This is a genomic window from Bradyrhizobium sp. USDA 326 (genome assembly GCF_049739485.1).
Classification (GTDB): Bacteria; Pseudomonadota; Alphaproteobacteria; order Rhizobiales; family Xanthobacteraceae; genus Bradyrhizobium.
The window spans coordinates 2,562,583-2,589,126 of the sequence record NZ_JBMGQA010000001.1 but is presented as its reverse complement, the minus strand read 5'-3'; the positions used below and the strand labels follow the sequence as shown (position 1 = coordinate 2,589,126).

Below are 26,544 nucleotides of genomic sequence, written 5' to 3'. Positions count from 1 at the left end.
GGTGACGCGCAACGCGCTCGATTTCAATTCGCGATTGCCGGGCGGGATCAGGTTCCCGCAGGATTCGCCACGGCCAGATGCCGGGATGCGGCCAGCCCGGCCAGCGCCTCGTCGAGCTTCTCCCGGTCGAGCGGCTTGATCAGAAATCCGTTCATGCCCGCCTCGAAGCAGGCATAGCGATCCTCCACCAGCGTGTTGGCGGTGAGCGCCAGGATCGGCGTGTGGGGACCACCCGTGGCGGCCTCTTGGGCGCGGATGCGTTTCGTCGCCTCGATGCCGTCGAGCTGCGGCATCTGAATGTCCATCAGCACGAGATCGTAGGGCGTGCCGGCGGATGAGGCGGCGAGCCAGGATTCCAGCGCGGCCTCGCCGTGGACGGCGATGACGACGCGGTGGCCGAGCTTGGTCAGCAGCGAGCGCATCAACAATGCGTTGATCTCGTTGTCTTCGGCGACGAGGATCGACAGGCCCTTCGCCGGCGCTGGGCCGGCGGATGCAGCCGGCGGCTCCGGCGCGAGATCGGGCGAGGCGACCTCCGGCGTCAGGGCGAGGCGTGCGGCGAGCGAGGCCGCCCGCAGCGGCTTCATCAGGAAGCCGGTGAAGGCCGGCGACAGCTTCTCGTGGCGCGAGCTCGACGTCAGCAGCACGAGGCGCTGCAAGGCATGCGCGCGGGCCGCTTCACCCAGATGGTCGGCAATGGCAGGGCCGATCGCGCGATCGATCAGCACCGCGTGCCATGAGCGTTCCGGCAGCAGCGCTTCGGCGACCGCCGCATCCGCAACCAGGCAGGTCTGACCGCCCCAGCGCTCGAGGCGCCGCGCGATCAACGAGGCCTCGAGGCCGTCGGCGACGAGGAGCATCGACTTGCCGGTGAGATCGGGGCTCGGAAATGCCGTCTGTCCGGCGCCGGCCTGCGACGGCGGAAGCGGCACTGCGACCTCGAAGGTCGAGCCCCTGCCCGGCTCGCTCGTGAGCGTGATCCGGCCGCCCATGCGCTTGACGATGCGTTCGCTGATGGCAAGGCCGAGTCCGGTGCCGCCATAGGTGCGGGCAACGCGCTCGTCGGCCTGCTCGAACTCGCGGAAGATGCGCTGCTGGGCTTCGGCTGCGATGCCGATGCCGGTATCGCGGACCAGGAAGCTGATCTCGTTCGGCCAGATGCCGGGCTCGACGATCAGTGCAACGCCGCCGTTGCTCGTGAACTTGATGGCGTTGCCGGCGAGGTTGAGCAGCACCTGCCGCAGCCGCGCGGCGTCGCCGAGCACCTCGAGCGGCAGGCGCTCGTCGACATAGGCGGCGATCTCGAGCGTCTTCGCCTGCGCGCGCGGCGCGAGCAGCTCGGTGATCTCCTCGACCAGGGTCGAGAGCGCGAAAGGACGCTGATCGAGGTCGAGCTTGCCGGCTTCGATCTTGGAATAGTCCAGCAATTCCTCGATCAGCGCCATCAAGGCTTCGCCCGAGGTCTTCACCGCCCTGGCATAGGTCGCCTGCTCCGGCGTCAGATTGGTGTCGAGCAGGAGGCCGCCCATGCCGATGATGCCGTTGAGCGGCGTTCGGATCTCGTGCGAGGCCATCGCGAGGAAGCGCGACTTGGCGCGGTTGGCGGCATCGGCCTGGTCGCGCGCGTCGGACAAGGCGCGTTCGGTCTCGGTGCGGTCGGTGACGTCGCGTCCGACGCTCTGCAGCTCGGCGGGCTGTCCGGCATCGAGCCGGACATAGCCTTCGCGCCAGGCGATCCAGCGCGGCCCGAGCGGGGTTGCGATCTTCTGGTCGTGGATGCGCGTGCCGTTGCTCTCGCGGGCATTGTCGCCCTGCTCCAGCACGTCGAAATCGAAGCGCGTGCCGATCAGCGCGCTGCGCGCCTGTCCTGCGAGTGCGCAATAGGCGTCGTTGGCAAAGGTGATGCGGCCCTCGGTATCGCGCAGCACGATGAGGTCACCCTGCTGTTCGAACAGGCTGCGGGCGCGCTCTTCCGCTTCCTTCAGCTCCCAATTGCGGTCGATCAACGCCTCATTGTGGACGGCGAGCGTGCGCAGCCGCTTGCCCACGAAGCGCAGGCGCATGCTCAGCGTCGCAAGGCCGAGGCAGGCGAGCGCGAACAGGAAGCTCGCGCCGATCGCAAAGGCGTGGGGATCGTAGCCGGAATTCTCGGACCGGCTGCCGGACACGAAACCATAGGCGCCGCCGAAGGTCGCCGAGAAGATCATGAAGGAGCGGACCGCGAAGGCAATGCGGGGGTGCTGCCGCTTGAAGCGGCGCATGCGTACTTTGATCCGGAACGTCCGACCCATCACCACCGACCCGACTCTCTTGCTCGAGGCCCCGCCGCCGCGTGCGACCATGGCCCGCCGACCTTGCGAACAGCTTGAGGCCCTGGTTCTGCCTCCAAACAGGGTTGACGAGGTGTTAACGGCTCAGAGCGAGGCGGCCTGGAGCTGGCGGTGGCCGCCGCGGGCACCCACGATCAGGGCCGCCGCCTCGCGCTGCGAGAACGTCTTCGAGCGCACATAGATGCGGTAATCCGCCGGTCCATCGCTGGAGAGATAGACCACCGGCCCGCCGTCGACCGGCTGCGCGGCGATCGAGATCAGCCGTGTCGCCGGGCTGGCCTGGCAGGAGTCCGGCTCGGAGCCGAGGCCGTCGTCCACCACGGTGAAGTCGGCGGCGTCCGCGTCATCGGTGATCTGGACCCGCACCGTGGCCCGCGCGGGATCGTCGGTGAAGGCGACATGCACGTTGGCGGTCCAGAACAGGGATGTGAGCTCGACCGAGGTGTCACTGAGCGCGATGCAGGGATGCGAGACCGATCCGATCTCGGCACGGGCGAACACCGCAGCCGCCAGCAGGGGAACAACCGAGGCCAGGATCTTGAAACGCAACATGACACTCTACTCGCCGGGCCCTTCTGGAACTCACAACCGAAACGCGCGGGCCTTATGGTTTGCAGAGCGTAAAGGAAAGTCGTTACCGCCGGGTTGATGCGAGGGCGCGATCACGCCATCTGCCGCACATCCTCCGCGAGTGCGCGGTAGGACAGCGCTTCGGCCAGATGCAGCCGGCCGATCTTGTCGGCGTGGTCGAGGTCGGCGAGCGTGCGCGCCACCCGCCAGCACGCGGTGATAGCCGCGCGCCGACAGCCGCATGGTCTCGGCGGCATCCCGCAGCAGCTTGGCGCCTTGCGCATCCGGCTTTGCGATTTCCTCCAGCACGGAGGCGGGCGCCTCGGCATTGGTGCGGACCTTTGGCAGGCCGGCATCCGCATAGCGCGCGAGCTGGATGTCGCGCGCCGCCGCCACGCGTGCGGCGACCTCGGCCGATCCCTCCGCCGGCGGCGGCAGGATCAGGTCCGCCGCGGTCACGGCCGGCACCTCGATGCGCAGATCGATGCGGTCCATGAGGGGACCGGAGATGCGCGCCTGGTAGTCGCCGGTGCAGCGGTCGATGCGGCCGCGCTTGCAGGCATAGCCGGGCTCGAACGCATTGCCGCAGCGGCAGGGATTCATCGCCGCGACCAGCATGAAGCGGGCAGGGTAGGTGACGCGGTGATTGGCGCGCGACACCGCGACCTCGCCGTTCTCCAGCGGCTGGCGCAGCGAATCCAGCACGCGCGGATCGAACTCCGGCAGCTCGTCGAGGAACAGCACGCCCTGATGCGCCAGCGAGATCTCGCCGGGCCTGGCGCGCATGCCGCCGCCGGTGAGCGCGGCCATGCTGGCGGAATGATGCGGCGAGCGGAACGGGCGCCGCGCCGTCAGCGCACCGCCCTCGATCTCGCCGGCGACGGACGCGATCATCGAGACCTCGAGCAGCTCGCCCGGCGACAACGGCGGCAGGATCGAGGGCAGGCGCGCGGCCAGCATCGATTTGCCGGCGCCGGGCGCACCGACCATGAGCAAATGATGCCCGCCAGCGGCCGCGATCTCCAGCGCGCGCTTGGCGCTTTCCTGGCCCTTGATGTCGCGCAGGTCGAGCGTGGAGGCGGCGGCCTCGTGCACCTTCGGCGAGGGCCGCGACAGCACCTGCGTGCCCTTGAAGTGATTGGCGATCTGGATCAGCGAACTCGCTGCGATGATCTGGATGTCGGGGCTCGCCCAGGCCGCTTCGGAGCCGCAGGCCGCCGGGCAGATCAGCCCTTCCTCGCGCATATTGGCGCCGATCGCGGCGGGAAGAACGCCGGCCACTGGGGCGATCGAGCCGTCGAGGCCGAGCTCGCCGAGAACGGTGAAGCCGGTCAGCGCATCCGGCGGGATCGCGCCGATCGCCGCCATCAGCCCGAGCGCGATCGGCAGGTCGTAATGGCTGCCTTCCTTCGGGACGTCGGCCGGCGCCAGATTGACGATGATCCGCCGCGCCGGCAGCGCCAGTCCCGAGGCGATCAGCGCCGAGCGCACCCGTTCGCGCGCCTCGGACACCGCCTTGTCCGGCAGGCCGACAATGGCGAAGGCCGGCAGGCCGGGGGCGACCTGCACCTGCACGTCGACCGCGCGGGCCTCGATCCCCTCAAAGGCGACGGTAGAAACCCGCTGAACCATGCTCGAACCAGCCTGCCCCTTTCGCGCAATTAGGGGTAGCAGAGCGCGGCCGCCTGCGCAAGAACAATACGGGAACATTCCCCGGCGCCCGCGCCAGTCCTAACCAGTCGTAAACGCGACACGGAGACTACGTCTCAAAAGCTCCCTTCTGTCCTCAGCACATTCCAACGAATGTCCATTACTTCTGAGGCTGCGGGATGGGCCGTGATCTAACAAGTGAAGAAGCAAGATGCTTGCAAATCGCCGGAGAAGCGAACGTCGGGTATGCAGCCGGCTCGCCAAGATTCATCTTGGCGCGGGCTCGCTGCCGCGGGACTGCACGATCACGGATATTTCGGACGGCGGTGTGAAAGTGGTGGCGGAATTCTTGGAAGTGCCGCCGGAATTCACCATCATCTTCGCGCCCGACTATTCCCGCCAATGTCGCCTGCGCTGGCGCATCGGCTGCGAGTTCGGCGCCGAGTTCGTCGACTAGGCCGCAAGGGCCGCGCTCTTTAACGGGACTTTAGCGTTAATGGGTCAGCATCTCTGATCAGTTGCCGAGTGATCAGAGTATGTCCAAGCGTTCGTTGCTCGCCTCACCGGCGAGATTCCTGCTTCCCGCGTTCCTGGTGCTCGGCCTCGGCGGCTGCCAGACCGCCGGCATCGAAGACGTGACCGGCGCGCTCGGCGTCAGATCGGAACCGGCCAGCAAAGCTGACGCCAAGCCGGATATGGCCGCCTTGCGCGAGCGCTATCGCGCCAGGCCCGGCGATCCCGGCGTTGCGCTCGCCTACGGCAAGGCGCTGCGCGAGACCGGTCAGCGCGCACAGGCCGTCGCAGTGCTGGAGCAGGCCGTGCTCGGCCATCCCAGCAACAAGGCGCTGCTCGCCGGCTATGGCCGAGCGCTCGCCGACAACGGCAATTTCCAGCAAGCCTTCGACGTCCTCGGCCGCGCGCATTCGCCTGAGGATCCGGACTGGCGCATCCTGTCGGCGCAGGGCGCCGCGCTCGATCAGCTCGGCCGCAACGAGGAGGCGCAGCAATATTACGCCGCGGCGTTGAAGATCGTGCCGAACGAGCCGACCGTGCTGTCCAATCTCGGTCTGTCCTATATGCTGCAAAACAATCTGCCGAAGGCCGAACAGGTGCTCGGCCGCGCTTACCAGGGCAATCAGAACGATGCGCGGGTCCGCGCCAATCTCGCGCTCGTGCTGGGATTGCAGGGCCGCGAGTCCGAAGCCGAAATACTCGTGAAGGCCGATTTGCCGCCCGATCAGGCGGCGGAAAAGGTCGCGGCGCTGCGGCAGCTGCTGGCGAAGAAGCAGCAGCGGGCGGACAAGTAGCCGCCCTTTCCAGGTTCCTGTTTCGACGCGTCGTGACGCGAACCGGGATCCGCTTCGCGCGAAAAGGCGCCTGCCGCTACGACGCCTTGCGATGCGGGGCTGACCCGCGCCCCGGCCTGCCCTTGAGCTTCTTCAACAGCGGCTCGAGCAGCGAGCGCTTCGGCTTCTTCACCTCGCCGCGGCCGGCGAGGCGGTTCGCCATGTTCTGGAACAGAAGGGTGGTGCGGTGGGTCCTGGAGACCTCGGCGATCATCTGGCCGTTATTGGCTGCGGTCGAGAACAGTTTCGAATCGAACGGGATCACCGCGATCGGCTGGCTCTCCATGGTCTTGGCGAACGCCTTGACCTCGATCTCCGCGCGCTTGTGCATGCCGACCTGGTTGAGGCAGTACAGCGGCGGGCGATCGTTGGGGCGTGCCGCTTTCAGCACGGTCAGCATGTTCTTGGTGTTGCGCAAGTTGGCGAGATCGGGCTCGGCCACGATCACGATGTCGTCGGCGTTCACCAGCGCGCGCCGCGTCCAGCCGGACCATTGATGGGGAACGTCGAGCACGATGCAGGGCGTGGTCATGCGCAGCGTGTCGAACACCGCATCGAAAGCTTCGGCACCGAAATCGTAGACGCGGTCGAGCGTAGCCGGCGCCGCCAGCAGGCTGAGGCGATCGGTGCATTTGGCGAGCAGGCGCTCCATCAGTGCCGTGTCCGGCCGGTCCTGCGACAGCACCGCATTGGCGATGCCCTGTATCGGATCCTGGTTGTAGTCGAGGCCCGCCGTGCCGAAGGCGAGGTCGAGATCGATCACGACGGAATCGAGCGCGAGGTCTCGGGCGATGGTCCAGGCCACATTGTGCGCGACGGTGGACGCACCGACGCCGCCCTTGGCGCCGACCACGGCGATGACGCGCCCGGTGATGATGGCCTCGGAGGCCGAGAACAGGCTGCAGATTGAGCGGACCACGTCGAGGGTTTCGACCGGGCCGACCACGTAGTCGTTGACGCCGCGGCGCACCAGCTCGCGATAGGGCGCGGTGTCGCTGGGGCTGCCGATCACGACCACGCGGGTGCCGGGATCGCAGACGCCGGCGAGGTCGTCCAGGCCCTCGAGGATGTCGCGCGTGCCGTCGGACTCGATGACGATGACGTTCGGCGTCGGCATCGATTCATAGACCTCGATGGCCGCGGCGAGGCCACCGTCCTTGACGGTGAGGTGGGCCTTGGCGAGCCGGCGATCCTCGCCCGCCGCGGACACCGCCTTGAGCGTCTGCTCGGTCTCGCAAAAGGCTTGCACGGAAATGCGAGGAACCGGTGCAATGTGTTCCTCGGGGTGCCGCGGATCGTCCGCTTCTTCGTGGTCGAAGCTTGTCATTTGCCGGTGTCGCTGAGTTTGGCCTTGTCGGATTCGGGGTAGGGAGTCGCGGTCGTCGTGCCCTTGCGATAGCGTTCGAACGCGATGTTGCGCCGTGCGGTATAGGCCGGCGTTTCGGCGCGCGGCTGCTCGAGATCGGCCGGGTTGTCGATCATGGCCGCGAGATTGCGCTGGCTGGCGCAGCCCAGATTGAAATAGGGCCGGTTCTCGTTGTAGCCGGGATCGAGGATCGAGGGGCCGATGTCTTCCGGCCACAGTCCGCAGGGGCCGGCGACCGCCGCGATTTTCGAGTAACTCAGGCGGATGGTGGGCAGCAGCCCGGGATCCTCAGGGCGATAGGGATGCTGGACGATGGCACGCGACGGCACGCCGCCGGACGCGAGCACGGACCGGATCTCCTGGTAGGTCGCGGCTGCCGCGCGCGAATTGGCGGTGTCGACAGGCACGTCCACGATGACGGAGCCGGTGCCTTCGCGCGTCCAGTCCCGCGCGATGCCCGCGACGTCCGAATGCTGCGCCGGCGAGAGGCCGCCTCTCGCCTTGCCGACGAAGATCACGATCGAGCGCTTGCCCTCCTGCACTGCGATCGGGTGACGCTGGCGATAATCGGTCGGCACCGTCTGGGTGACGATCTCGCCGGTGGTGTTGCAGGCGCCCAGCATGACGGAGATCCCCGCCAGTGCCAGCACCACGCGCAGATTGCGACGTCGATTGGCTGTCGTCTTCGTCATCGCCTCATCCCCTGCTGCCCCAATTCCTGCACCGGTCCCCACGCCGCGCGTTCGTCTCAGTCGATGATGAAGCCGAAATCACCCGGCGTGCCGCCGATCGGATCGACGCGGCGCGCGATGCCGTAGAGGCGGTTCATGCGGCCGAGCAGCGCCGTCTGCGCATCCGAGGCCGGCGCAAAGCCGTCGTCGGGCCGCGACAATTCCTTCTGGGCGACCGCGCGCACCACATAGGGCGTCACGATCACCATCAGCTCGGTCTCGTTGTTGACGAAGTCCTGGCTGCGGAACAGCGCGCCGATGATCGGCAGCTGGTCGACGCCGGGCAGGCCGTTGATCGCCTGCTTGGTCTGCTGCTGGATCAGGCCGGCCATCGCCATCGAGCCGCCCGAGGGAATCTCCAGCGTGGTCTCGGCGCGGCGGGTCTGGATCGACGGGATGGTGATCGAGCTGGTCTGGCCCGCGGACACCGCTTGCGTCACGGAGATGGCGTTCTGACTCGACAGCTCCGAGACTTCGGTCATCACGCGCAGGCTGATACGTCCCTCGCTGAGCACGACCGGCGTGAAGTTCAGGGAGATGCCGAACTTCTTGTAGGTGATCTGGGTGGTGCAGACATGGGTGACCGGATCGCAGGAATAGCCGGCAGGGATCGGGAATTCGCCGCCGGCAATGAAAGTGGCGGACTCGCCGGAGATCGCCGTCAGGCTGGGCTCGGCCAGGGTCCGCATCACGCCGGCGCTTTCCATCGCGCGCATCGTGGCGTTGACCGTGGCCACGCCTTTCGCGAGTCCGGTGACACCGAGTCCGTTGCTGCTGACGAGCGGGCCGCCGGAGACCGAGAACGGGTTGGAGTTGTTGAAATTCACCACCGCGGTGCCGGCATTCAGGCTGGCGCTGAGATCGACGCCGAGCTGCTTGACGATGTCGCGGCGCACTTCGCCGACCACGACCTTGAGCATCACCTGGTCGCGGCCGCGCACGACGATGTTGTTGACGATCTTGTCCGAGCCGCCGACGAGCTTGGCGGCGACGTCGCCGGCCTGCTGGGCCTCGACCGGGCTCGACACCGAGCCGGTCAGCATCACGCTGTCGCCGACGCCTTCGATCTGCACGCCCGGCAAGGACTGGCGCAGCGCCGCGCGCATGCCGTTGAGATCGCGCTTCACGGCGATGTCGTAGGAGGCGACCTGCTGGCCGTCGGCGGTGAAGAACACGACGTTGGTCTGGCCGACCTGGCCGCCGATGATATAGGCGCGCTGCGCCGAGCGGATCACCGCGTTGGCGATCTTGGGGTCGGCCACGAGTACGTCCTTGACCTCGCGCGGCAGGTCGATGACGACCGACTTGCCGACGCCGAGCGACAGGAATCGCGTTCTCGCGGGCGCGACGGTCGAGACCGGCGACACGCCGAGGTCAGGCGCTTGCATCGGCGTCTGGTCGCCGACCGGCGCATCCGCGGCGCTGACGGCCTCGGAGGCTGCGAGCAGCCCCAGCATCAACATCGTCCCCGCCAGGAACGAGCGCGCGCGCTTCCCCCGAATGCGCAGGCCCGTCCGATCGCCCCCGTAGCTCATGCTATCCCCATCACTTCTGTGACGTCAGTTGTCGTGCCTGCACGCCGTAACGAATCACGTTCACGCCGCCCGGGCGCTTGATCGCCTGGTCCTCGGGCGTGCCGTCGATGGCATTGGCATCGACGATGCTGCGCAGCGCGAGCGTCAGCGTGCCGCCCTGGCGTGCGGCCGAAAGTACTGCGACCTGGTCGGGCCTGAGCTCGAGCGTGACGGTCTTGCCGATCACGGCGTTCTGGCCGTCCTTTTCCTTCGGCGCCTGGTCGATCGCGAGCACGCGGATGTTCATGAGAATGACCTCGGACAGGACGAGGTCGTTGCCGCCGGTCGGGCCGTCGTTGTTGCCGTCGGGATTCTTCAGGCGGCGGGTCAGGACGATGTCGACGCGGTCATTCGGAAGGATGAAGCCGCCGGCTCCCGTTTCGGCTGAAATCTCGGTGGAGACGGCGCGCATCCCGGACGGCAGGATCGCGGCCATGAAGCCGGAGCCTTCGGCCTTGACCAGCTTCTGCTCGCGGATCGGCTCGCCCTGCATCAACGGCACGCGTGCGATCGAGCCGGCGATCTGGGTCTGCGCGTCGGGCCTGCCGTCGCGGCGGATGAAGGCGCTGCTGGCAGTGGCGGCCGGCCAGGCCTGCCATTGCAGGTCGTCGGGCTTTACGGCCTGGCCGAGCTGGATATCGTTCTTCGCGACGAGCACCTCGACCGTCGGCAGCTTCTCGGCGACGGGAAGGGCAGGCGCGGGCTTGTTGTCGAAGCCGCTCGCCAGATACGCAGCGACGCCGCCGGCGCCCAGCGCGATGACGAGAACGACGATGCGTGCGGTGTTCATGCGCCTCTACTCTTACGCGGGGCACTCGAACCGCACCTTGCGTGTTCCCCCGCGTCGATGAGTAGGGAGCAAAAGTATAAGGGGTGTTGCGAGGCCGAATGCGATGACCGCCCGCGACGCTGGTTTTCGGCAGATGGTGAACGTGGCGTTATTCGATCCGCCAGCGGCTCCGTAGTTTCACGTAAGCGCACCCCTGCGCTCGAACGAACGCGGGCGGCTTCATGGTGAACGCGCGGTTAGCGATGCGCGCGTGATGGGTGCCAACGGATCGCAGCCACGCTCCCCGCAACATCGGTGTCGTCCCGGCGTTCGCCGGGACGACGTTGAGGAGAGTTCGTGCGCTCCCCAACGCAATCGTTGCAAAGCGTTACTTCTTCCGCTTCTGCTCGATCACGTCCCAGATCCTCGCTGCGACGTCAGGGCCGCCGAGCCGCGCGATGGCGCGGATGCCGGTCGGCGAGGTGACGTTGATCTCGGTGAGGTTGCCGTTGATGACGTCGATGCCGACGAACAGGAGGCCGCGCGCGCGCAACGCCGGGCCGACGGTGGCGCAGATCTCGCGCTCGCGCGGCGTGAGCTCCGTCTCCTGGGCCGCGCCACCGCGCACCATGTTGGAGCGGAGGTCGTCGGCGGCCGGCACGCGGTTCACCGCGCCGGCGAACTCGCCGTCGACCAGGATGATGCGCTTGTCGCCGTGCTTCACCTCGGGGATGAATTGCTGGATCACCCAGGGCTCCCTGAACGTCACCGGAGAACATGTCGAACAGCGAGCCGAAATTCATGTCCTGCGGCATCACGCGGAACACCGCCGCGCCGCCATGGCCGTGCAGCGGCTTCATGACGACGGCGCCGTGCCTGTCGCGAAACGCGTTGATCTCGTCCAGGTCGCGCGAGATCAGCGTCGGCGGCATCAGCTGCGGAAAGTTCATCACGAACAGCTTTTCCGGCGCGTTGCGCACCGAGGCGGGATCGTTGACCACCAGCGTCTTCGGATGGATGCGCTCCAGGAAATGCGTCGAGGTGATGTAGGCGAGGTCGAACGGCGGGTCCTGGCGGAGCAGCACCACGTCAAAGCCGTTCAGCGCTTCGCGCCTGGGCTCGCCCAAGGTGAAGTGGTCGCCGGGCTCGTCGCGCACGGTCAGGAGCTGAACCGGCGCGACCAGCTCTTCGCCGACCATCGAGAGCTTGTCGGGCGTGTAATAGGACAGGCCATGGCCACGCTTCTGCGCTTCCAGAAGCAGCGCAAAGGTGGAATCGCCCTTGATGTTGATGCGGGCGATGGGATCCATCTGGACGGCGACATTGAGTTTCATGGTCTGCCTTTCAGGTCGAGGCGTCGAATGCCGCCAACACATGGCGCGGAAGCGAGCGCGGCGCAATCAGCATGGCGTCGAATCGCAATTCGAATTCGGCATGCTCGGGATGCGCTACGAGCCAGCCTTGTGCGGCGTCGATGATGCGCTGCTGCTGGCGCGGCGTCACGGCGAAAGCGGCGTCATCCAGGCTCGCCCGCGCCTTGACCTCGACGAAAGCGATCAGGTTGCGGCGGCGCGCCACGATGTCGATCTCGCCATGCGGGGTGCGGTAGCGCTTGGCGAGGATGCGATAGCCCTTGGCCATCAGATAGGCCGCGGCGCGGCTCTCCGCGGAAATGCCGGTGCGGAACGCGGCGACGCGCTCGGGCGAGGCGACCTTCGGTTCCCTAGGGATCTCAGTCTTCGCCATCCCCGCCCCGCAGATCCTTTGCGAGCTCCAGCGCGCGGGCATAGACCTCGCGGCGCGGCCGGCCCGACAGTGCGACCGCATGCGCCACGGCATCCTTGACGCTGCTTGCGGCAAGCTGCTCGCGCAAGAGTCCGTCGAGCGCGTCCGATGCCAGCACGTCGGCGTCCGCTGCGGGCGGGCCGATCACCAGAACGAACTCGCCGCGCGTCTCCGGCGCATCGGCCTGCCGCGCGAGCTCGGCGAGCGGCGCACGCCTGACCTCCTCGTGCAGCTTCGTCAGCTCGCGGCAGACCGCGGCCTCGCGTGCGCCCATGATCTCCGCGAGATCGTCCAAGGTGGCCTGCATCCGGTTGCCCGATTCGAACATCACCAGCGTCGCGTCGATGCGCGCAAGCTCGGCGAGGCGCGCGCGGCGCGCCGCGGATTTCGCCGGCAGGAAACCCTCGAAGAAGAAGCGGTCGGTCGGCAGCGCGGCGACCGACAGCGCTGCCAGCACCGAGGACGGGCCCGGCAGCGCATACACCGGATGGCCGGCGGCGCAGACCTCGCGCACCAGCTTGAAGCCGGGATCGGAGATCAGCGGCGTACCGGCGTCCGACACCAGCGCGACCGAGCCGCCTTGCGCCAGCGCCTCCAGAAGCTTCGGGCGCGCCGCTTCCGCATTGTGCTCGTGATATTGCTTGAGCGCTGCTGCGATCGCATAGCGCTCGGTCAAGCGGCGCGTGATGCGGGTGTCCTCGCAGGCGATGATATCGACGCCGGCGAGCGTCTGAAGCGCCCGCAGGGTGATGTCGCCGAGATTGCCAATGGGTGTCGCGACCAGATAGAGACCCGGCGCAGCCTTCGGCGCCGCGAGCCGATGGGCATCGATGGAGAAACCGCGCGAGGCGGTGTCTTGAGCTTCAGGCGTATTTATCGGGGCCGGCTTTGCGCGCATAATGAAGTCAACTTAGGCACGATCCGCAGGGCTGGGAACCTTCTGGTCGAAAAAGATCGTGCCCAAGATCGTGCCCAGATGGGGGGCGAGGAACGGACGGGAATGTGATCGGCCGGGATCACCTCGAGAGGGAATGAGGGGCCTTCGCGCCATATTCACGACGGAAACGCCGCCTTGATGCTGGAAGAGCGACGGCGAACGGCTGCCGGAACGGGAAGGCGGTCGCGTTAAGCGGCTGTTATCCTTTTGTTTTGGTTAACTGTTTGCCGACTATATGCCTGAATCCGCGGCCTGTGTCGCGGAAGGAATGTCGTGACGGGCCGGCGACGGCCAGTCAGAAGAGAAGCTGCCATGGTGGGCCCGCGTCATCCAAACTCTCCGGTTCCGGTGTTCCGATCGTCGGGGGCGACCCGCCGGAGTGCGCTCGGCCTGCTGCTCGGTGCGCCCGTGCTGTCGGCCTGCGCCGGCGTGCAGCAAAGTCTCAGCCAGTTCTCCAACCCGTTCTCGAGCTCCGCGCCGCCGGCTCAGCCGGCAGGTCCCCAGCAACAGGCCACGACCGCCGGCACCGGCGGCGTGAAGGTCGGGCTGATCCTGCCGCTCTCGGCCGCCGGCAATGCGGGCCTTGCCGCGCAATCCATGCGCAACGCCGCCGAGATGGCGCTGGCCGAGTTCCAGAATCCGAATATCCAGCTCCTGATCAAGGACGACAATGGCAGCCCGCAAGGCGCGCAAACCGGCGCCCAGCAGGCGGTCGACGAAGGCGCCGAGATCATCCTCGGGCCGCTGTTCGCCCAATCGGTGCCGGCGGTGGCGCAGGTCGCGCGCACGCGCGGCATTTCCGTCATCGCCTTCTCGACCGATTCCAGCATCGCCGGCCGCGGCGTCTATCTGCTCTCGTTCCTGCCGGAGTCCGACGTCAACCGCATCGTCGAATATTCCGCCAGCATCGGAAAGCGCTCCGTGGCCGTGCTGGTGCCCGACAATGCCTATGGCAATGTCGTCGAGGCGGCGGTGAAAGCGGCGGTGCCGCGGCGCGGCGGGCGCATCGTCGCCTTCGAGAAATACGGCGCCGATCGCGCCACGCCGGCACGCACCGTGGCGCAGCAGCTCGGCGGCGCGGATGCGCTGTTCATTGCTGATGACGGCGATGCGGTGGTCTCGGTGGCGGATGCGATGACAGCCGCGGGCGCGAATCTGCGCAACATCCAGCTGCTCGGCACCGGCCTGTGGGACAATCCGCGCGTCTATGCCAGTCCCAACCTGCAAGGCGGCCTTTACGCCGCGCCCGATCCGGCCGGCTTCCGCGCCTTCTCCGGCCGCTATCGCACCAAATATGGCGGCGAGCCGGTGCGGACCGCCACGCTCGCCTATGACGCGGTCGCTCTCGTCGCCGCGCTCGCGCGTACACAAGGTCCCACGCGCTTCTCGTCCGACGTGCTCACGAACCCTTCCGGCTTTGCCGGTATCGACGGCCTGTTCCGATTCCGCGCCGACGGCACGAATGAACGGGGTCTCGCGGTGATGAAGGTGACGCAGGGTGGCGGCGTCGCGGTCGCGGGCTCGCCGAAGAGTTTTGGGGCGTGACGGTTCATCTCCCGCTTGCAAGCGGGCGAGGGACCGCAGCGCGGTTTTGGTTCCGACTCAGGCCGCCAGATCCGCGACCACCGCATCCAGCACCGGGAAGCCGCTGTTGGTCACGCGCAGGCGGCCCGTCGGGTCCACCGTGATCGCGCCTTCCTCGCGCAAGAGCGCGATGCGGCGGGGGTCGAGCGGGCGGCCCGCGAGGGCTTTGTAGCGCTCGGGGTCGATGCCCTCGGCAAGGCGCAATCCCATCAGCAGGAATTCGTCGGCGCGCTCTTCGCTGTTGAGGAGCTCGTCGGTGACGACGCCGTGGCCGTTGGTCTCGACGCGCAGCAGCCAGGCCTCGGGACGCTTCTCGGTGGCGGTGGCGTGGCGCGCGCCATCGATATCGAGGCGGCCGTGCGCGCCGGGGCCGATGCCGGCATATTCCTCGCCGCGCCAGTACACCAGATTGTGCCGGCACTCGGCGCCGCGCCGGGCGTGATTGGAGATCTCGTAGGCGGGCAGACCCAGCCTGTCGCAGGTCTCCTGCGTGACATCATAAAGAGCGCGCGCAACCGCTTCATCCGGCGTCTTCAATTTGCCGGCCTGGTGCAGGCCGAAGAACGGCGTGCCTTCCTCGATCGTCAATTGATAGAGTGACAGATGCTCGGCCGCTTCATCGATCGCAAGACGCAGCTCGTCGGCCCACATCGCCGGCGTCTGGTCGGGACGGGCGTAGATCAGGTCGAACGAATAGCGGTCGAACGAGCGGCGGGCGATGGCGACGGCATCGAGTGCCTCGCGCGCGCTGTGCATGCGGCCGAGCGCCTTCAGCGAGGCATCGTCGAGCGCCTGCACGCCGAGCGAGACGCGGTTGACGCCGGCGGTGCGATAGCCGGCGAAGCGCGTGGCTTCGACGCTGGTCGGGTTCGCTTCCAGCGTGACTTCGACGTCGCCCGCGACGGACCAGTGCTTGCCGATCGCATCGAGCACGGCGCCGACGGTTGCGGGCTGCATCAGGGACGGCGTGCCGCCACCGAGGAAGATCGAGGTGACCTCACGTCCGGGGACGCGCGCGGCGGTCGCAGCGATCTCGCGCGCAAAGGCCGAAGCGAAGCGCGCCTCGTCGATCGCGGCGTGTCGAACGTGGCTGTTGAAGTCGCAATAGGGGCACTTCGACAGGCAGAACGGCCAGTGCACGTAGACGCCGAAGGCTTCGGATTCTTGTTTTGACGCGTTTTCCCGGCGCGAACCGGTGTCCACTTCGCTCGAAAACGCTCTAGCGCGGCTCAAGGCAGATCTCCGCCAGTTTCACGAAGGCGCGGGCGCGGTGCGACAGGCCGAGGCCAAGCGGCGGCAGGCCGTGCTTCTCGATGCTCTCCATCTCGCCGAAGGTGCGGGTGTGGCCATCGGGCAGGAACATCGGGTCGTAGCCGAAGCCGGCAGTCCCGCGCGGCGGCCAGACCAGCGTGCCGTCGACGCGCGCCTCGACCTCTTCGAGATGATCGTCGGGCCAGGCGACGCACAGCGCGGAGACGAAGTGCGCCTTGCGCTTGTCCGGCGTGCTGGCGCCACGCTCCTGCAACAGGCGCTCGATCTGCGCCATCGCCGCGTTGAAATCCTTGGAGGGGCCGGCCCAGCGCGCGCTGTAGATGCCGGGCGCGCCGTCGAGCGCATCGACGACGATGCCGGAATCATCGGCGAAGGCGGCAAGCCCGGTCGCCTGCGCCGCCGCGATCGCCTTGATGGCGGCGTTGCTGCGGAAATCGCTGCCGGTTTCCTCCGGCTCGGACAGGCCGAGCGCTCCCGCCGACACCGCTTCGATGCCGTACGGCGCAAGCAGCTCCCGCATCTCGGCGAGCTTGCCGGGATTGTGGGTCGCGATGACCAGCTTGTCCGTGATTCGGCGGTGCATGGCCTATTGACTACGCCACAGCCAGTTTCTGCAAGTCCACCAGGCGCGCGACACCCTTGCGGGCCAGCGCCATCAGCGCCAGGAGCTCGGCTTCCGTGAACGGCTCGCGTTCCGCGGTGCCCTGCACCTCGATGATGCGGCCATCGCCGGTCATGACGAAATTGGCGTCGGTCTCGGCCTCGGAATCCTCGGCATAGTCGAGATCGAGCACCGGCGTACCGTTGTAGATGCCGCAGGAGATCGCGGCGACGTTGTCGCGCAGCACGTTGGCCTTGACCATGTTCCGCGCCTTCATCCAGTTGACGCAGTCGGCGAGGGCGACCCAGGCGCCCGTGATCGATGCCGTGCGCGTGCCGCCGTCGGCCTGGAGCACGTCGCAATCGACCGTGATCTGGCGCTCGCCGAGCGCCTCGAGATTGATGATGGTGCGAAGCGAGCGCCCGATCAGGCGCTGGATCTCGACGGTGCGGCCGCTCTGCTTGCCGGCGGAGGCCTCGCGGCGGGTCCGTTCCGACGTGGCGCGCGGCAGCATGCCGTATTCGGCGGTGACCCAGCCGCGGCCCTGGCCCTTCAGCCACGGCGGCAGGCGGTCCTCCAGCGTGGCGGTGACCAGCACGTGCGTGTCGCCGAATTTCACCAGGCAGGAACCTTCCGCATATTTCACCACGCCGCGCTCCAGCGTCACGGGGCGCAATTCGTCAGGCGCACGGCGGCTTGGCCGCATGGGAAATCCTCCAAAACTCACGGGAAAAGGCTGCTCGCGGTGCTTGTAGGTGGGGCGGGGATGGGCGGCAAGGTTTTTTCACCCGCTGATTTCGCGGCCGCAAACGCCACGCTTGTCAGAAGCGCCCGGGATAGACAAATTACGAGTATCTGAGAGGAGTTACCGTCTGTGGCCCATCACGATCCGATCCATCTGATCGCGCCGCGCGCAGGCCTTGCCCAGCTCAACGAGCGTTCCCGCGACATTTTTCGTCAAATTGTCGAAAGCTATCTGACGACCGGCGAGCCTGTCGGCTCGCGCAACATTTCCCGCCTGATCGCCATGCCGCTGTCGCCGGCGTCGGTCCGTAACGTCATGGCCGATCTGGAGCAGCTCGGCCTGATCTATGCCCCGCACACCTCGGCCGGCCGGTTGCCGACGGAACTCGGCCTGCGCTTCTTCGTCGATGCCCTGATGCAGGTCGGTGACCTCAACGAGGCTGAGCGGCAGTCGATCCAGAGCCAGCTCGCCTCGGTGGGCGAGGCGCAGTCGGTCGAGGCGGCGCTGGACCAGGCCCTGATGCGGCTTTCCGGCCTGACCCGGGCCGCCGCTGTGGTGTTGACGCCAAAATCCAATGCGCGGCTAAAGCACATCGAATTCGTCCGGCTGGAACCGGAGAAGGCTCTGGTGATCCTCGTCGGCGAGGACGGCCAGGTCGAAAACCGCGTGCTGACGCTGCCGCCTGGAGTTCCCTCCTCTGCGCTCACCGAAGCCGGCAATTTCCTCAATGCGCGGATCCGCGGCCGCACGCTGGCCGAGGCGCGGCTCGAGCTCGAGACGGCACTTGGAGAGGCCCGTGCCGAGCTCGATCAGCTGACGCAAAAGGTGATCTCGGCCGGCATCGCCAGCTGGTCCGGCGGCGAGAACGAGGATCGCCAGCTGATCGTCCGCGGCCATGCCAATCTGCTTGAAGATCTGCATGCGCTGGAGGATCTGGAGCGCGTTCGCCTGTTGTTCGACGATCTCGAGACCAAGCGCGGCGTGATCGACCTGCTCGGCCGCGCCGAGACGGCGGAGGGCGTGCGCATCTTCATCGGCAGCGAGAACAAGCTGTTCTCGCTGTCGGGGTCCTCCACCATCATCTCGCCCTATCGGGATGCCGCCGGCCACATCGTCGGCGTTCTCGGTGTGATCGGCCCGACGCGGCTGAATTATGCCCGCGTGATCACGACCGTGGACTACGCTGCCCGTATCGTCAGCCGCCTTCTGGGGGGCTGACCGGCGTTTCCGCCGATCACGGGCGCTTGATTTTCGCGAGCTTAGGCACGATATCCGGGCCAACAATCCCTGGAAACGAGTTCGAGATTAGAGCCGATGACCGAGCAAGACCGGCAACCTCAAGACACGGGCTGCAGCGACCGGCGAGCCCGTGGTGTCAAAGCCCTACATCATGCCTGACGATCCCGAGCCCGGCTCGGCCGAGACGTTGCAGAAGGAAGCCGCCGAGGCGCGCGACCGCATGCTGCGGACGCTGGCCGAGATGGAGAATCTGCGCAAGCGCACCAGCAAGGAGGTCGCCGACGCGAGGCTCTATGGCATCACCGGCTTTGCTCGCGATGTGCTCGACATCGCCGACAATCTCCAGCGCGCGCTCGATGCCGTTCCGGCGGAAGCGCGTGCCGCGGCCGATCCCGGCCTTACGGCGCTGATCGAGGGTGTCGAGTTGACCGAACGCTCGCTGCACAGCGCGCTCGAGAAGCATGGCGTGAAGAAGCTCGATCCGCAGGGTCAGAAGTTCGACCCGAACTTCCACCAGGCTATGTACGAAGTGCCTGACGCGTCGGTGCCCTCGGGCACCGTGGTGCAGGTCATGCAGGCCGGCTACACCATCGGCGAGCGCGTGCTGCGCCCGGCGCTGGTCGGTGTCGCCAAGGGCGGTGCGAAGGCAGCCCCCGCCGCCAACAACAATGAATCGAACAGCGCGCCGAACTGATCGAACCTGATGGTGAGGAGGCGCCAAGCGCCGTCTCGAACCATGTAGGCCCCCGCAGTTGCGGCTCGACCTTCACCCTCCGAGGCGTGCGCGAACAAGCGTACTCCTCGAGCGAGGAAGGACGCGCGTTGCGCTTGCGGATGCAGGCTAGCCCTTCGGCTGGATGCCGTCGCGGACGGCGCGGAAGCGGGTGAAGGCGGGCAGCCACTGGTCGCGTGGGGCGCTGGCGATGATGCGCAATGATGCGCCGCCAGTCGAGAAGCGGATCCACTGCACCACGGTCACGGGGATCTTGTCCTTGCCACTGACGCCGTCGATCCGGGTCTCGAAGCCCTGCTGGCCGTTGATGCGAATCGGCTCGGACATGGTGATGCGCGACTCGCGCACGCCGGGAATCTGGAGCGCCGCCTCCTGGGCGAAGCGGGCGCGGTCGTCGGCGGCTTGCGGGGTGGCGCCGATCACGCCGAGAATCATGAACGGCTTCGACTCGTAACCCGTGCTCTCATCGCCGTCGGCGAGGATGATGCTGCTGCCCGGCGCGAGCGTTCGGATGTCCTTGAAGTCGGCGAGATCGGTGATCTTGAACGGCATCAGCGCGATCTGCTCTTCAGCCGAGACCTGCCTGCGGGTGACGGTGCTCGCAAACATCTGCCGCACCGCTTCATCCGTGTAGATCTTGGTCGCATTCTCCGGGATCTGCACCGCGACATAGCCGGAGAAGCCGGCGCCGGGCACGATCATCGAATAGCGCTTCACCGGGGTATCGCCGGCCTTGCCGCTTTCGGTGGTGAAATAGGCGAGGCCCGCGGGGGTCTCGATCTTGTCCTGCGTGACGCCGTTGGTCCCGGCGGGATTGGAATTGAAGGCGCTCGCGACCTCGCCATAGGCCGCCGGCGGCAGCTCGGTGACCAGCACCTTGACGCTGCCATCCTCGCTCTCGAAGCCCGGAAAGGTCTTGGCCGTGCTGAGGCCGATCAACGGCACCATGCCGAGACGCAAGCCCGGGGGGAAGACGGCGTCGGCGGCGAAGGCCGGACACGCGGAGGCGGCGAGGAGGGCGAGCGCGGCGAGGGGGCGGATCAGCTTCATGGGCACTCTGATTGGTTCACATTGAGGCCGTTCGATGGTCGGCCACCGGGCCGCTTTGTTGCGTGAAGCAGTGGCGCCGGCTGTCCGGCCGGTCCGCCTTTTAGCGGGTTTGGCCTTGCCGCAACAGGGCGGGCCCGTTGCGGTAACGGGGGCTTGCCGAAGCCCGAACCTGTTAATAATTCCTCTCCCGCAAGGGCGGTGTGGCCCGGACATCATCTTCCAAAACCAATGTTTTCACGGCAGAAACGTAGCTTCGGTCCTTGCGGGCCCCTCCCCCCCTCCTATATGAGCCTCAATCATCGCAATATCGCGGATGTTTGATCTTAGGGGGTTTCGGTTCGGGTGCCTTCTGGGCCCAGCCAACCTGCCGCAAAAAGAAGGGTATCAGGACCATGGGAAAGGTCATTGGGATCGATCTCGGCACCACGAATTCGTGCGTCGCCGTAATGGATGGCAAGAACGCCAAAGTCATCGAGAATTCCGAAGGCATGCGCACGACGCCTTCGATCGTCGCCGTGACTGACGACGGCGAGCGCCTCGTCGGCCAGCCGGCCAAGCGCCAGGCCGTCACCAATCCCGAGCGCACCTTCTTCGCAGTGAAGCGCCTCATCGGCCGCCGCTACGACGACCCGATGGTCGAGAAGGACAAGAAGCTCGTCCCGTACAAGATCGTGAAAGCCTCCAACGGCGACGCCTGGGTCGAGGCCGACGGCCAGACCTATTCGCCCTCGCAGGTCTCGGCGTTCATCTTGCAGAAGATGAAGGAGACCGCGGAAGCCCATCTCGGCCATAAGGTCGATCAGGCCGTCATCACCGTTCCCGCCTACTTCAACGACGCTCAGCGCCAGGCGACCAAGGACGCCGGCAAGATTGCGGGCCTCGAAGTGCTGCGCATCATCAACGAGCCGACCGCGGCCGCGCTCGCCTATGGCCTCGACAAGACCAAGGCCGGCACCATCGCCGTGTACGACCTCGGCGGCGGCACCTTCGATATCTCCATTCTCGAGATCGGCGACGGCGTGTTCGAGGTGAAGTCGACCAACGGCGACACCTTCCTCGGCGGCGAAGACTTCGACATGCGCCTCGTGGGTTATCTGGCCGATGAGTTCCAGAAGGAGCAGGGCATCAACCTGCGCAACGACAAGCTCGCGTTGCAGCGCCTGAAGGAAGCCGCTGAAAAGGCCAAGATCGAACTGTCCTCGACGACGCAGACCGAGATCAACCTGCCGTTTATCACCGCGGACCAGACCGGTCCGAAGCATCTGACGATGAAGCTCACCCGCGCCAAGTTCGAGGCGCTGGTCGACGACCTCATCCAGAAGACCGTCGAGCCCTGCCGCAAGGCGCTGAAGGATGCCGGCGTCACCGCCGGTGAAATCGGCGAAGTCGTTCTGGTCGGCGGCATGTCGCGCATGCCGAAGGTCCAGGAAGTCGTGAAGCAGCTGTTCGGCAAGGAGCCGCACAAGGGCGTCAACCCGGACGAAGTCGTGGCGATCGGCGCCGCGATCCAGGCCGGCGTGCTCCAGGGCGACGTCAAGGACGTGCTGCTGCTCGACGTGACCCCGCTGTCGCTGGGCATCGAGACGCTGGGCGGCGTGTTCACCCGCATCATCGACCGCAACACCACGATCCCGACCAAGAAGAGCCAGGTGTTCTCGACGGCTGAAGACAATCAGAATGCCGTCACCATCCGCGTCTTCCAGGGCGAGCGTGAAATGGCGGCCGACAACAAGATGCTCGGCCAGTTCGACCTGATGGGCATCCCGCCGGCTCCGCGCGGCATGCCGCAGATCGAGGTGACCTTCGACATCGACGCCAACGGCATCGTCAACGTCTCGGCCAAGGACAAGGCCACGGGCAAGGAGCAGCAGATCCGGATCCAGGCCTCGGGTGGTCTGTCGGAAGCCGACATCGAGAAGATGGTCAAGGACGCCGAGGCCAATGCCGAGGCGGACAAGAAGCGCCGCGAGGCCGTGACCGCCAAGAACGAGGCCGATGGCCTGGTGCATTCGACCGAGAAGGCGCTGGCGGAGCACGGTTCGAAGGTCGCCGAGAGCGAGCGCCGCGCCATCGAGGATGCCGTCAGCGACCTCAAGGAAGCGCTGAAGGGCGACGATGCCGAGGCGATCAAGGCCAAGACGCAGACGCTGGCGCAGGCTTCGATGAAGCTCGGCGAGGCCATGTACAAGCAGCAGGCCGAGGCCGACGCCAAGAAGGATGCGGCCAAGGACGACGTCGTCGATGCGGAGTTCACCGAGGTCGACGACGACAAGAACAACAAGAAGTCCGCCTGAACCCCGAGAGGGTGATGATGCGGGCGGCTTGGACCCCACACGCTTCTTCGGCCTCCCCCTTCGCGGGGGAGGCTGTCGTGTCGAGGTCGCCGGGGCACGCTCCCGCTACGATCGATCAATTCCCAGCCGTTATTCTCAGCGCTGCCATGCTGTCCTCTGCCGCAAGGTCGAGGGGCGCCTATATCGCCATGTGTCAGCGTTGTTTCGCGCCAACTTGAATCGCGATTGGATAGACCGAGCTCATCATGTCCACGTCCACCAAGCGCTGCTACTACGAGACCCTGGAAGTCGAACGCGACGCCGACGAAGGCAAGCTGAAATCGTCGTTCCGCAAGCTGGCGATGAAATTCCATCCCGATCGCAATCCCGGGGATGAGACCAGCGAAGTCAAGTTCAAGGAAATCAACGAGGCCTACGAGGTCCTGAAGGACAAGGACAAGCGCGCCGCCTATGACCGTTACGGCCACGCCGCCTTCGAGCAGGGCGGCGGTTTCGGCGGCGGTGCCGGTTTCGGCGCGGGCTTCGCCTCCTCGTTCTCCGACATTTTCGAAGACCTGTTCGGCATGGCCGGCCAGCGCGGTCGCGGCGGCCGCGAGCGTGGGGCCGACCTGCGCTACAACATGGAAATCACCCTCGAGGAAGCGTTCGGCGGAAAGACCGCGCAGATCGAGATTCCGGTCTCGGTCACCTGCGAGGCCTGTTCGGGCATCGGTGCCAAGGCCGGCACCAAGCCGAAGACCTGCTCGACCTGCGGCGGCGCCGGCCGCGTGCGGCAGTCGCAGGGCTTCTTCACGCTGGAGCGGACCTGTCCCGGCTGCCAGGGGCGCGGTCAGATGATCGAGGACGCCTGCCCGGCCTGCGCTGGCCAGGGCCGGGTCACCCGCGAGCGCACGCTGTCAGTCAACATTCCGCAAGGCGTCGAGGATGGCACACGGATCAGGCTCGCCGGCGAGGGAGAGGCCGGGGTCCGCGGCGGCCCGCCCGGCGACCTCTACATCTTCCTCTCGCTGGCCCAGCATCAGTTCTTCCAGCGCGACGGTGCCGATCTGCATTGCCGTGTGCCGATCTCGATGGTCACCGCCGCTCTCGGAGGCGAATTCGAGGTGCCGACGATCGAGAAGAGCAAGGCCAAGGTGAAGGTGCCGGCCGGAACCCAGTCGGGCCGCCGATTTCGCATTGCATCAAAAGGCATGCCGGTGCTGCGCTCCCGCCAGACCGGCGACATGTATGTCCAGGTCGTGGTCGAGACGCCGCAGAATCTCACCAAGAAGCAGCAGGAATTGTTGGCCGAGTTTGAAAAGCTTTCCTCCGGCAACACCCAGCCGGAATCCGATGGCTTCTTCGCCAAGGTCAAGGATTTCTTCGGTAATCGGGCGAGTTGACTCGGCTTGACCGTGCCGCCTTCGGCCTATACGTCTTTATGACCATTTTCTGACACGCCGCTCCCGCGGTCCCGTCCGGTCCCGACATGCCATTGCCATCGTCCGCGCGCGCGTTGAAGAAGCCTCGTCTTGACGACGAGGTGCGCTTTCTCAGATCGTGGATCGAAAAGCCGCTGCACATGGGCGCTGTGATGCCGTCGGGCAAGCTGCTGGCCCGGACCATGGCCCATTACGTCGATGTCGATTCGGACGCGCCAGTGGTCGAGCTCGGGCCCGGGACCGGCGCCATCACCTCGGCCTTGATCGAGCGCGGCGTGGATCAGAAGCGTCTCGTCCTCGTTGAATACAATCCCGGATTCTGCGCGCTGCTGCGCGACCGCTACCCACAAGCCAAGGTGGTGCAGGGCGATGCCTATCGCCTTCGCGACACGCTCTGGAATGTCTTGAGCGCGCCGGCCAGCGCAGTCGTCTCGGGCCTGCCGCTCGTCACAAAACCGATGCTGACGCGGCTGCGGCTCATCCGTGACGCCTTCAACGCGCTCGCGCCCGGTGCGCCGTTCATCCAGTTCACCTATGCGGTTGTGCCGCCGATCCCGAAATCGCTGCCCGGCGTGTCCACAGAGGCTTCGGAACGGATCTGGATGAACCTTCCGCCGGCCCGCGTCTGGGTGTATCGCAAGGACTAATTCCGCCGGCTCTTCCTTTTGCGCGGCGGGCCCGTTTCGCCGAACGCATGGGATTGGATGTCCGCGCCCAAAATCCTGATCATCCCCGGCTCGCTGCGCACCGGCTCGCACAATGCGAAGCTGGCAGCCGTCGCCGCGTATGAATTCGCCCGGGCCGGCGTGGACGTCACCCGCATCTCGCTCGGCGATTTTCCGCTGCCGATCTACGACGGCGATCTCCAGGCCAAATCCGGAGTGCCCAAGCACGCCATCAATCTCAAGCGCATGATCGGCGCCCATCACGGCGTGCTCATCGTCTCGCCCGAATACAACGCCTCGGTGCCGCCGCTGCTCAAGAACGCGATCGACTGGGTCAGCCGCGTGCACGAGCTGCACGAAGCGCGCGGGCAGGTGTTCCGCAATCGCGTCTTCGCGCTCGCCGGCGCTTCGCAGAGCCGCCTTGGCGCGGCCCGGGCGCTCCAGGCCTTGCGGCTGATTCTCGCCTCCTGCCACGCCAATGTGATTGCCAGCCAGCTCACGCTCGCCTTTGCCGACCAGGCCTATGACGATATGGACAGACTGAAGAATGAGGGCGATACCGCCGCGTTGAAGGAGCTGGTAGCGCAGTTGATCGACGTTTCCCAACGCATGATGTGAGGTGACATGACGCCAGCCGAGATCGCCCCCAAGGACCGCCTGATCGTTCCGCTCGATGTTTCGAGCCCGGAGGCTGCGGAGGCGATGGTCGCAAGGCTCGGGGACAGCGTCACGTTCTACAAGATCGGCTATCAGCTCGCCTATGCCGGCGGCCTGCCGCTGATCGGCAAGCTCGCCGACAGGGGCAAGAAGGTGTTTGCTGATCTCAAGATGCACGACATCGGCAACACCGTGATGCGCGGTGTCGAGAGTGTCGCCAAGCTCGGGGCGACTTTCCTCACCGTCCACGCTTATCCGCAGACCATGAAGGCGGCGGTCATAGGGCGTGGCGGATCGAGCTTGAAGATTCTCGCGGTCACAGTGCTGACCTCGTACAACGACGACGATCTGCACGCGGCCGGGTATCGGCTCGGCGTTTCCGAGCTGGTCGAAGCGCGCGCGCAGCAGGCCCAGGTGCTCGGCATCGATGGACTCGTCTGCTCGCCGGAAGAGGTGGGTGCCTTGCGCAAGATCGTCGGCCATCAGATGAGCATCGTCACGCCTGGGATCCGTCCGGCGGGCGCACCGACCGGCGACCAGAAGCGCGTCATGACGCCGGCGCGTGCGATCGCTGCGGGCGCCGACTATCTCGTCGTCGGACGGCCGATACTCGATGCGTCCGATCCCAAGGCGGCGGCCGATGCAATCCAGGCCGAGATCGTGCAAGCGCTCAGCTAATCAACAAGGGAGAGAACAATGGCAAAGGGCTACTGGATCGGGCGTGTCGATGTGAGCAGTGACGAGGGCTACAAGCCCTACGCCGTCGCCAACGGTCCGATCTTCAAGAAATGGGGCGGCCGCTTCGTCGTTCGCGCCGGGAAGTTCACCACCGTCGAAGGCGCCAGCCGCACCCGCAACGTCGTGATCGAATTTCCGGACTACGAGACCGCGCTCGCGTGCTACAACTCGCCGGAGTACCAGGCGAACATCAAGGTGCGCCAGCCGCACTCGGTCGCCGACCTCATCATCATCGAAGGCTATGACGGCCCGCAGCCGTCGTAAAAGGGAACGCCGCGGTCATCTGCTACTCGTTAGTGTAGGCACCTGATCAGCGACCGTCCTCGCCTGAGCCGCCGGCTCGCCAAATTGTGGCGAGATCGGCGGCGGGGCAAATCCCCGCCGGGTGCTGCCGAGCGGTTCCAGGACCTTGCCTGAAGGGGAGATTCGCCTTGCACCTGCCCCGTGGCGCCAATCACTCAGCATCTTCGCAACGATTCTTTTGTCC

At 66.5% G+C, this 26,544-nt stretch carries 22 protein-coding genes and 3 pseudogenes; 11 read left to right on the top strand and 14 right to left on the bottom strand.

The window, feature by feature from the left end:
- Positions 1–47: 47 nt before the first annotated feature.
- From ABIG06_RS12335 to ABIG06_RS12325, 3 genes and pseudogenes are all read right to left on the bottom strand, one after another.
- Entirely contained in the window at positions 48–2,291 is a 2,244-nt protein-coding gene (locus tag ABIG06_RS12335) for a PAS domain-containing hybrid sensor histidine kinase/response regulator (RefSeq protein WP_370136792.1), read from the bottom strand.
- Positions 2,292–2,414: 123 nt separating this feature from the next.
- The gene (locus tag ABIG06_RS12330) at positions 2,415–2,882 is read right to left on the bottom strand and encodes a hypothetical protein (RefSeq protein WP_370136790.1); all 468 of its coding nucleotides are present in this window, start codon (positions 2,880–2,882) and stop codon (positions 2,415–2,417) included.
- 110 nt (positions 2,883–2,992) lie between these two features.
- Positions 2,993–4,532, bottom strand: a pseudogene (locus ABIG06_RS12325) (YifB family Mg chelatase-like AAA ATPase).
- A 229-nt stretch (positions 4,533–4,761) separates the two neighbouring features.
- On the opposite strand from ABIG06_RS12325, the gene ABIG06_RS12320 reads away from it, so the two are divergent.
- A complete protein-coding gene (locus ABIG06_RS12320) occupies positions 4,762–5,007 on the top strand; it encodes a PilZ domain-containing protein (RefSeq protein ID WP_124162023.1) in 246 nt (81 codons plus the stop codon).
- 79 nt (positions 5,008–5,086) lie between these two features.
- Positions 5,087–5,857 (top strand): tetratricopeptide repeat protein, encoded by a 771-nt coding sequence (locus ABIG06_RS12315; RefSeq protein ID WP_124162024.1) that lies wholly within the window; start codon positions 5,087–5,089, stop codon positions 5,855–5,857.
- Between the two features lie 76 nt (positions 5,858–5,933).
- Here the strand turns inward: ABIG06_RS12315 and ABIG06_RS12310 are convergent, their stop codons facing one another.
- From ABIG06_RS12310 to rsmI, 7 genes and pseudogenes are all read right to left on the bottom strand, one after another.
- Positions 5,934–7,223, bottom strand: coding sequence for an AAA family ATPase (locus ABIG06_RS12310; protein ID WP_370136787.1), 1,290 nt, complete (start codon positions 7,221–7,223; stop codon positions 5,934–5,936).
- Positions 7,220–7,954, bottom strand: coding sequence for a CpaD family pilus assembly protein (locus ABIG06_RS12305; RefSeq protein ID WP_370136786.1), 735 nt, complete (start codon positions 7,952–7,954; stop codon positions 7,220–7,222). The genes ABIG06_RS12310 and ABIG06_RS12305 overlap by 4 nt, the downstream gene beginning before the upstream one ends.
- Before the next feature lie 56 nt (positions 7,955–8,010).
- On the bottom strand, positions 8,011–9,528 hold the full coding sequence (locus tag ABIG06_RS12300) for a type II and III secretion system protein family protein (RefSeq protein WP_370136784.1): 1,518 nt from the start codon (positions 9,526–9,528) through the stop codon (positions 8,011–8,013).
- Positions 9,529–9,538: 10 nt separating this feature from the next.
- On the bottom strand, positions 9,539–10,357 hold the full coding sequence (gene cpaB / locus ABIG06_RS12295; RefSeq protein ID WP_370136781.1) for a Flp pilus assembly protein CpaB: 819 nt from the start codon (positions 10,355–10,357) through the stop codon (positions 9,539–9,541).
- Positions 10,358–10,724: 367 nt separating this feature from the next.
- Positions 10,725–11,670, bottom strand: a pseudogene (gshB, locus tag ABIG06_RS12290) (glutathione synthase).
- A gap of 10 nt (positions 11,671–11,680) precedes the next feature.
- Complete coding sequence (locus tag ABIG06_RS12285) at positions 11,681–12,082, bottom strand: YraN family protein (RefSeq protein WP_028178952.1); 402 nt, start codon at positions 12,080–12,082, stop codon at positions 11,681–11,683.
- Positions 12,069–13,019 carry a 16S rRNA (cytidine(1402)-2'-O)-methyltransferase gene (gene rsmI, locus ABIG06_RS12280; protein WP_370136777.1) on the bottom strand — a complete coding sequence of 317 codons (951 nt, stop codon included), beginning with the start codon at positions 13,017–13,019 and terminating at the stop codon, positions 12,069–12,071. The genes ABIG06_RS12285 and rsmI overlap by 14 nt, the downstream gene beginning before the upstream one ends.
- 351 nt (positions 13,020–13,370) lie before the next feature.
- Here rsmI and ABIG06_RS12275 point away from each other — a divergent pair, with 351 nt between their 5' ends.
- Complete coding sequence (locus tag ABIG06_RS12275) at positions 13,371–14,603, top strand: penicillin-binding protein activator (RefSeq protein ID WP_370136775.1); 1,233 nt, start codon at positions 13,371–13,373, stop codon at positions 14,601–14,603.
- Between the two features lie 57 nt (positions 14,604–14,660).
- On the opposite strand, the gene hemW is transcribed toward ABIG06_RS12275, so the two are convergent.
- The 3 genes from hemW to rph are packed head-to-tail and all read right to left on the bottom strand — an operon-like array spanning position 14,661 to position 17,221.
- Entirely contained in the window at positions 14,661–15,845 is a 1,185-nt protein-coding gene (gene hemW, locus ABIG06_RS12270; RefSeq protein WP_370140829.1) for a radical SAM family heme chaperone HemW, read from the bottom strand.
- A 16-nt stretch (positions 15,846–15,861) separates the two neighbouring features.
- On the bottom strand, positions 15,862–16,497 hold the full coding sequence (gene rdgB / locus ABIG06_RS12265; RefSeq protein ID WP_124162032.1) for an RdgB/HAM1 family non-canonical purine NTP pyrophosphatase: 636 nt from the start codon (positions 16,495–16,497) through the stop codon (positions 15,862–15,864).
- A 10-nt stretch (positions 16,498–16,507) separates the two neighbouring features.
- On the bottom strand, positions 16,508–17,221 hold the full coding sequence (gene rph, locus ABIG06_RS12260; protein ID WP_028178946.1) for a ribonuclease PH: 714 nt from the start codon (positions 17,219–17,221) through the stop codon (positions 16,508–16,510).
- A 168-nt stretch (positions 17,222–17,389) separates the two neighbouring features.
- Here rph and hrcA point away from each other — a divergent pair, with 168 nt between their 5' ends.
- Positions 17,390–18,478 (top strand): heat-inducible transcriptional repressor HrcA, encoded by a 1,089-nt coding sequence (gene hrcA, locus ABIG06_RS12255; protein WP_124162033.1) that lies wholly within the window; start codon positions 17,390–17,392, stop codon positions 18,476–18,478.
- 96 nt (positions 18,479–18,574) lie between these two features.
- A pseudogene (gene grpE / locus ABIG06_RS12250) lies at positions 18,575–19,193 on the top strand (nucleotide exchange factor GrpE).
- A gap of 147 nt (positions 19,194–19,340) precedes the next feature.
- On the opposite strand, the gene ABIG06_RS12245 reads toward grpE, so the two are convergent.
- Positions 19,341–20,282, bottom strand: coding sequence for a hypothetical protein (locus ABIG06_RS12245; protein ID WP_199751949.1), 942 nt, complete (start codon positions 20,280–20,282; stop codon positions 19,341–19,343).
- Positions 20,283–20,674: 392 nt separating this feature from the next.
- Here ABIG06_RS12245 and dnaK point away from each other — a divergent pair, with 392 nt between their 5' ends.
- The 6 genes from dnaK (at position 20,675) to ABIG06_RS12215 (ending at position 26,321) form a co-directional block, all read left to right on the top strand.
- Positions 20,675–22,576 (top strand): molecular chaperone DnaK, encoded by a 1,902-nt coding sequence (dnaK, locus tag ABIG06_RS12240; protein WP_370136773.1) that lies wholly within the window; start codon positions 20,675–20,677, stop codon positions 22,574–22,576.
- Positions 22,577–22,821: 245 nt separating this feature from the next.
- The gene (gene dnaJ / locus ABIG06_RS12235) at positions 22,822–23,958 is read left to right on the top strand and encodes a molecular chaperone DnaJ (protein ID WP_124162036.1); all 1,137 of its coding nucleotides are present in this window, start codon (positions 22,822–22,824) and stop codon (positions 23,956–23,958) included.
- An 86-nt stretch (positions 23,959–24,044) separates the two neighbouring features.
- Positions 24,045–24,644, top strand: a complete 600-nt coding sequence (locus tag ABIG06_RS12230) for a class I SAM-dependent methyltransferase (RefSeq protein WP_124162037.1) — start codon at positions 24,045–24,047, stop codon at positions 24,642–24,644.
- 57 nt (positions 24,645–24,701) lie between these two features.
- Positions 24,702–25,280 carry an NADPH-dependent FMN reductase gene (locus ABIG06_RS12225; RefSeq protein ID WP_370136772.1) on the top strand — a complete coding sequence of 193 codons (579 nt, stop codon included), beginning with the start codon at positions 24,702–24,704 and terminating at the stop codon, positions 25,278–25,280.
- A gap of 6 nt (positions 25,281–25,286) precedes the next feature.
- The gene (gene pyrF / locus ABIG06_RS12220; RefSeq protein WP_124162039.1) at positions 25,287–25,997 is read left to right on the top strand and encodes an orotidine-5'-phosphate decarboxylase; all 711 of its coding nucleotides are present in this window, start codon (positions 25,287–25,289) and stop codon (positions 25,995–25,997) included.
- A gap of 18 nt (positions 25,998–26,015) precedes the next feature.
- Complete coding sequence (locus ABIG06_RS12215) at positions 26,016–26,321, top strand: DUF1330 domain-containing protein (RefSeq protein ID WP_124162040.1); 306 nt, start codon at positions 26,016–26,018, stop codon at positions 26,319–26,321.
- Positions 26,322–26,544 lie beyond the last annotated feature (223 nt).

What these genes read in the sequence shown, in the direction of transcription:
- pyrF (WP_124162039.1), top strand. Translation starts at nt 25,287, where the DNA reads ATGACGCCAGCCGAGATCGCCCCCAAGGACCGCCTGATCGTTCCGCTC.
- ABIG06_RS12230 (WP_124162037.1), top strand. Translation starts at nt 24,045, where the DNA reads ATGCCATTGCCATCGTCCGCGCGCGCGTTGAAGAAGCCTCGTCTTGAC.
- ABIG06_RS12275 (WP_370136775.1), top strand. Translation starts at nt 13,371, where the DNA reads ATGGTGGGCCCGCGTCATCCAAACTCTCCGGTTCCGGTGTTCCGATCG.
- ABIG06_RS12285 (WP_028178952.1), bottom strand. Translation starts at nt 12,082, where the DNA reads ATGGCGAAGACTGAGATCCCTAGGGAACCGAAGGTCGCCTCGCCCGAG.
- cpaB (WP_370136781.1), bottom strand. Translation starts at nt 10,357, where the DNA reads ATGAACACCGCACGCATCGTCGTTCTCGTCATCGCGCTGGGCGCCGGC.
- ABIG06_RS12225 (WP_370136772.1), top strand. Translation starts at nt 24,702, where the DNA reads ATGTCCGCGCCCAAAATCCTGATCATCCCCGGCTCGCTGCGCACCGGC.
- ABIG06_RS12315 (WP_124162024.1), top strand. Translation starts at nt 5,087, where the DNA reads ATGTCCAAGCGTTCGTTGCTCGCCTCACCGGCGAGATTCCTGCTTCCC.
- ABIG06_RS12245 (WP_199751949.1), bottom strand. Translation starts at nt 20,282, where the DNA reads ATGAAGCTGATCCGCCCCCTCGCCGCGCTCGCCCTCCTCGCCGCCTCC.
- ABIG06_RS12305 (WP_370136786.1), bottom strand. Translation starts at nt 7,954, where the DNA reads ATGACGAAGACGACAGCCAATCGACGTCGCAATCTGCGCGTGGTGCTG.
- dnaK (WP_370136773.1), top strand. Translation starts at nt 20,675, where the DNA reads ATGGGAAAGGTCATTGGGATCGATCTCGGCACCACGAATTCGTGCGTC.
- rsmI (WP_370136777.1), bottom strand. Translation starts at nt 13,019, where the DNA reads ATGCGCGCAAAGCCGGCCCCGATAAATACGCCTGAAGCTCAAGACACC.
- rph (WP_028178946.1), bottom strand. Translation starts at nt 17,221, where the DNA reads ATGCGGCCAAGCCGCCGTGCGCCTGACGAATTGCGCCCCGTGACGCTG.
- dnaJ (WP_124162036.1), top strand. Translation starts at nt 22,822, where the DNA reads ATGTCCACGTCCACCAAGCGCTGCTACTACGAGACCCTGGAAGTCGAA.
- ABIG06_RS12215 (WP_124162040.1), top strand. Translation starts at nt 26,016, where the DNA reads ATGGCAAAGGGCTACTGGATCGGGCGTGTCGATGTGAGCAGTGACGAG.
- ABIG06_RS12310 (WP_370136787.1), bottom strand. Translation starts at nt 7,223, where the DNA reads ATGACAAGCTTCGACCACGAAGAAGCGGACGATCCGCGGCACCCCGAG.
- ABIG06_RS12320 (WP_124162023.1), top strand. Translation starts at nt 4,762, where the DNA reads ATGCTTGCAAATCGCCGGAGAAGCGAACGTCGGGTATGCAGCCGGCTC.
- ABIG06_RS12335 (WP_370136792.1), bottom strand. Translation starts at nt 2,291, where the DNA reads ATGGGTCGGACGTTCCGGATCAAAGTACGCATGCGCCGCTTCAAGCGG.
- rdgB (WP_124162032.1), bottom strand. Translation starts at nt 16,497, where the DNA reads ATGCACCGCCGAATCACGGACAAGCTGGTCATCGCGACCCACAATCCC.
- ABIG06_RS12330 (WP_370136790.1), bottom strand. Translation starts at nt 2,882, where the DNA reads ATGTTGCGTTTCAAGATCCTGGCCTCGGTTGTTCCCCTGCTGGCGGCT.
- ABIG06_RS12300 (WP_370136784.1), bottom strand. Translation starts at nt 9,528, where the DNA reads ATGAGCTACGGGGGCGATCGGACGGGCCTGCGCATTCGGGGGAAGCGC.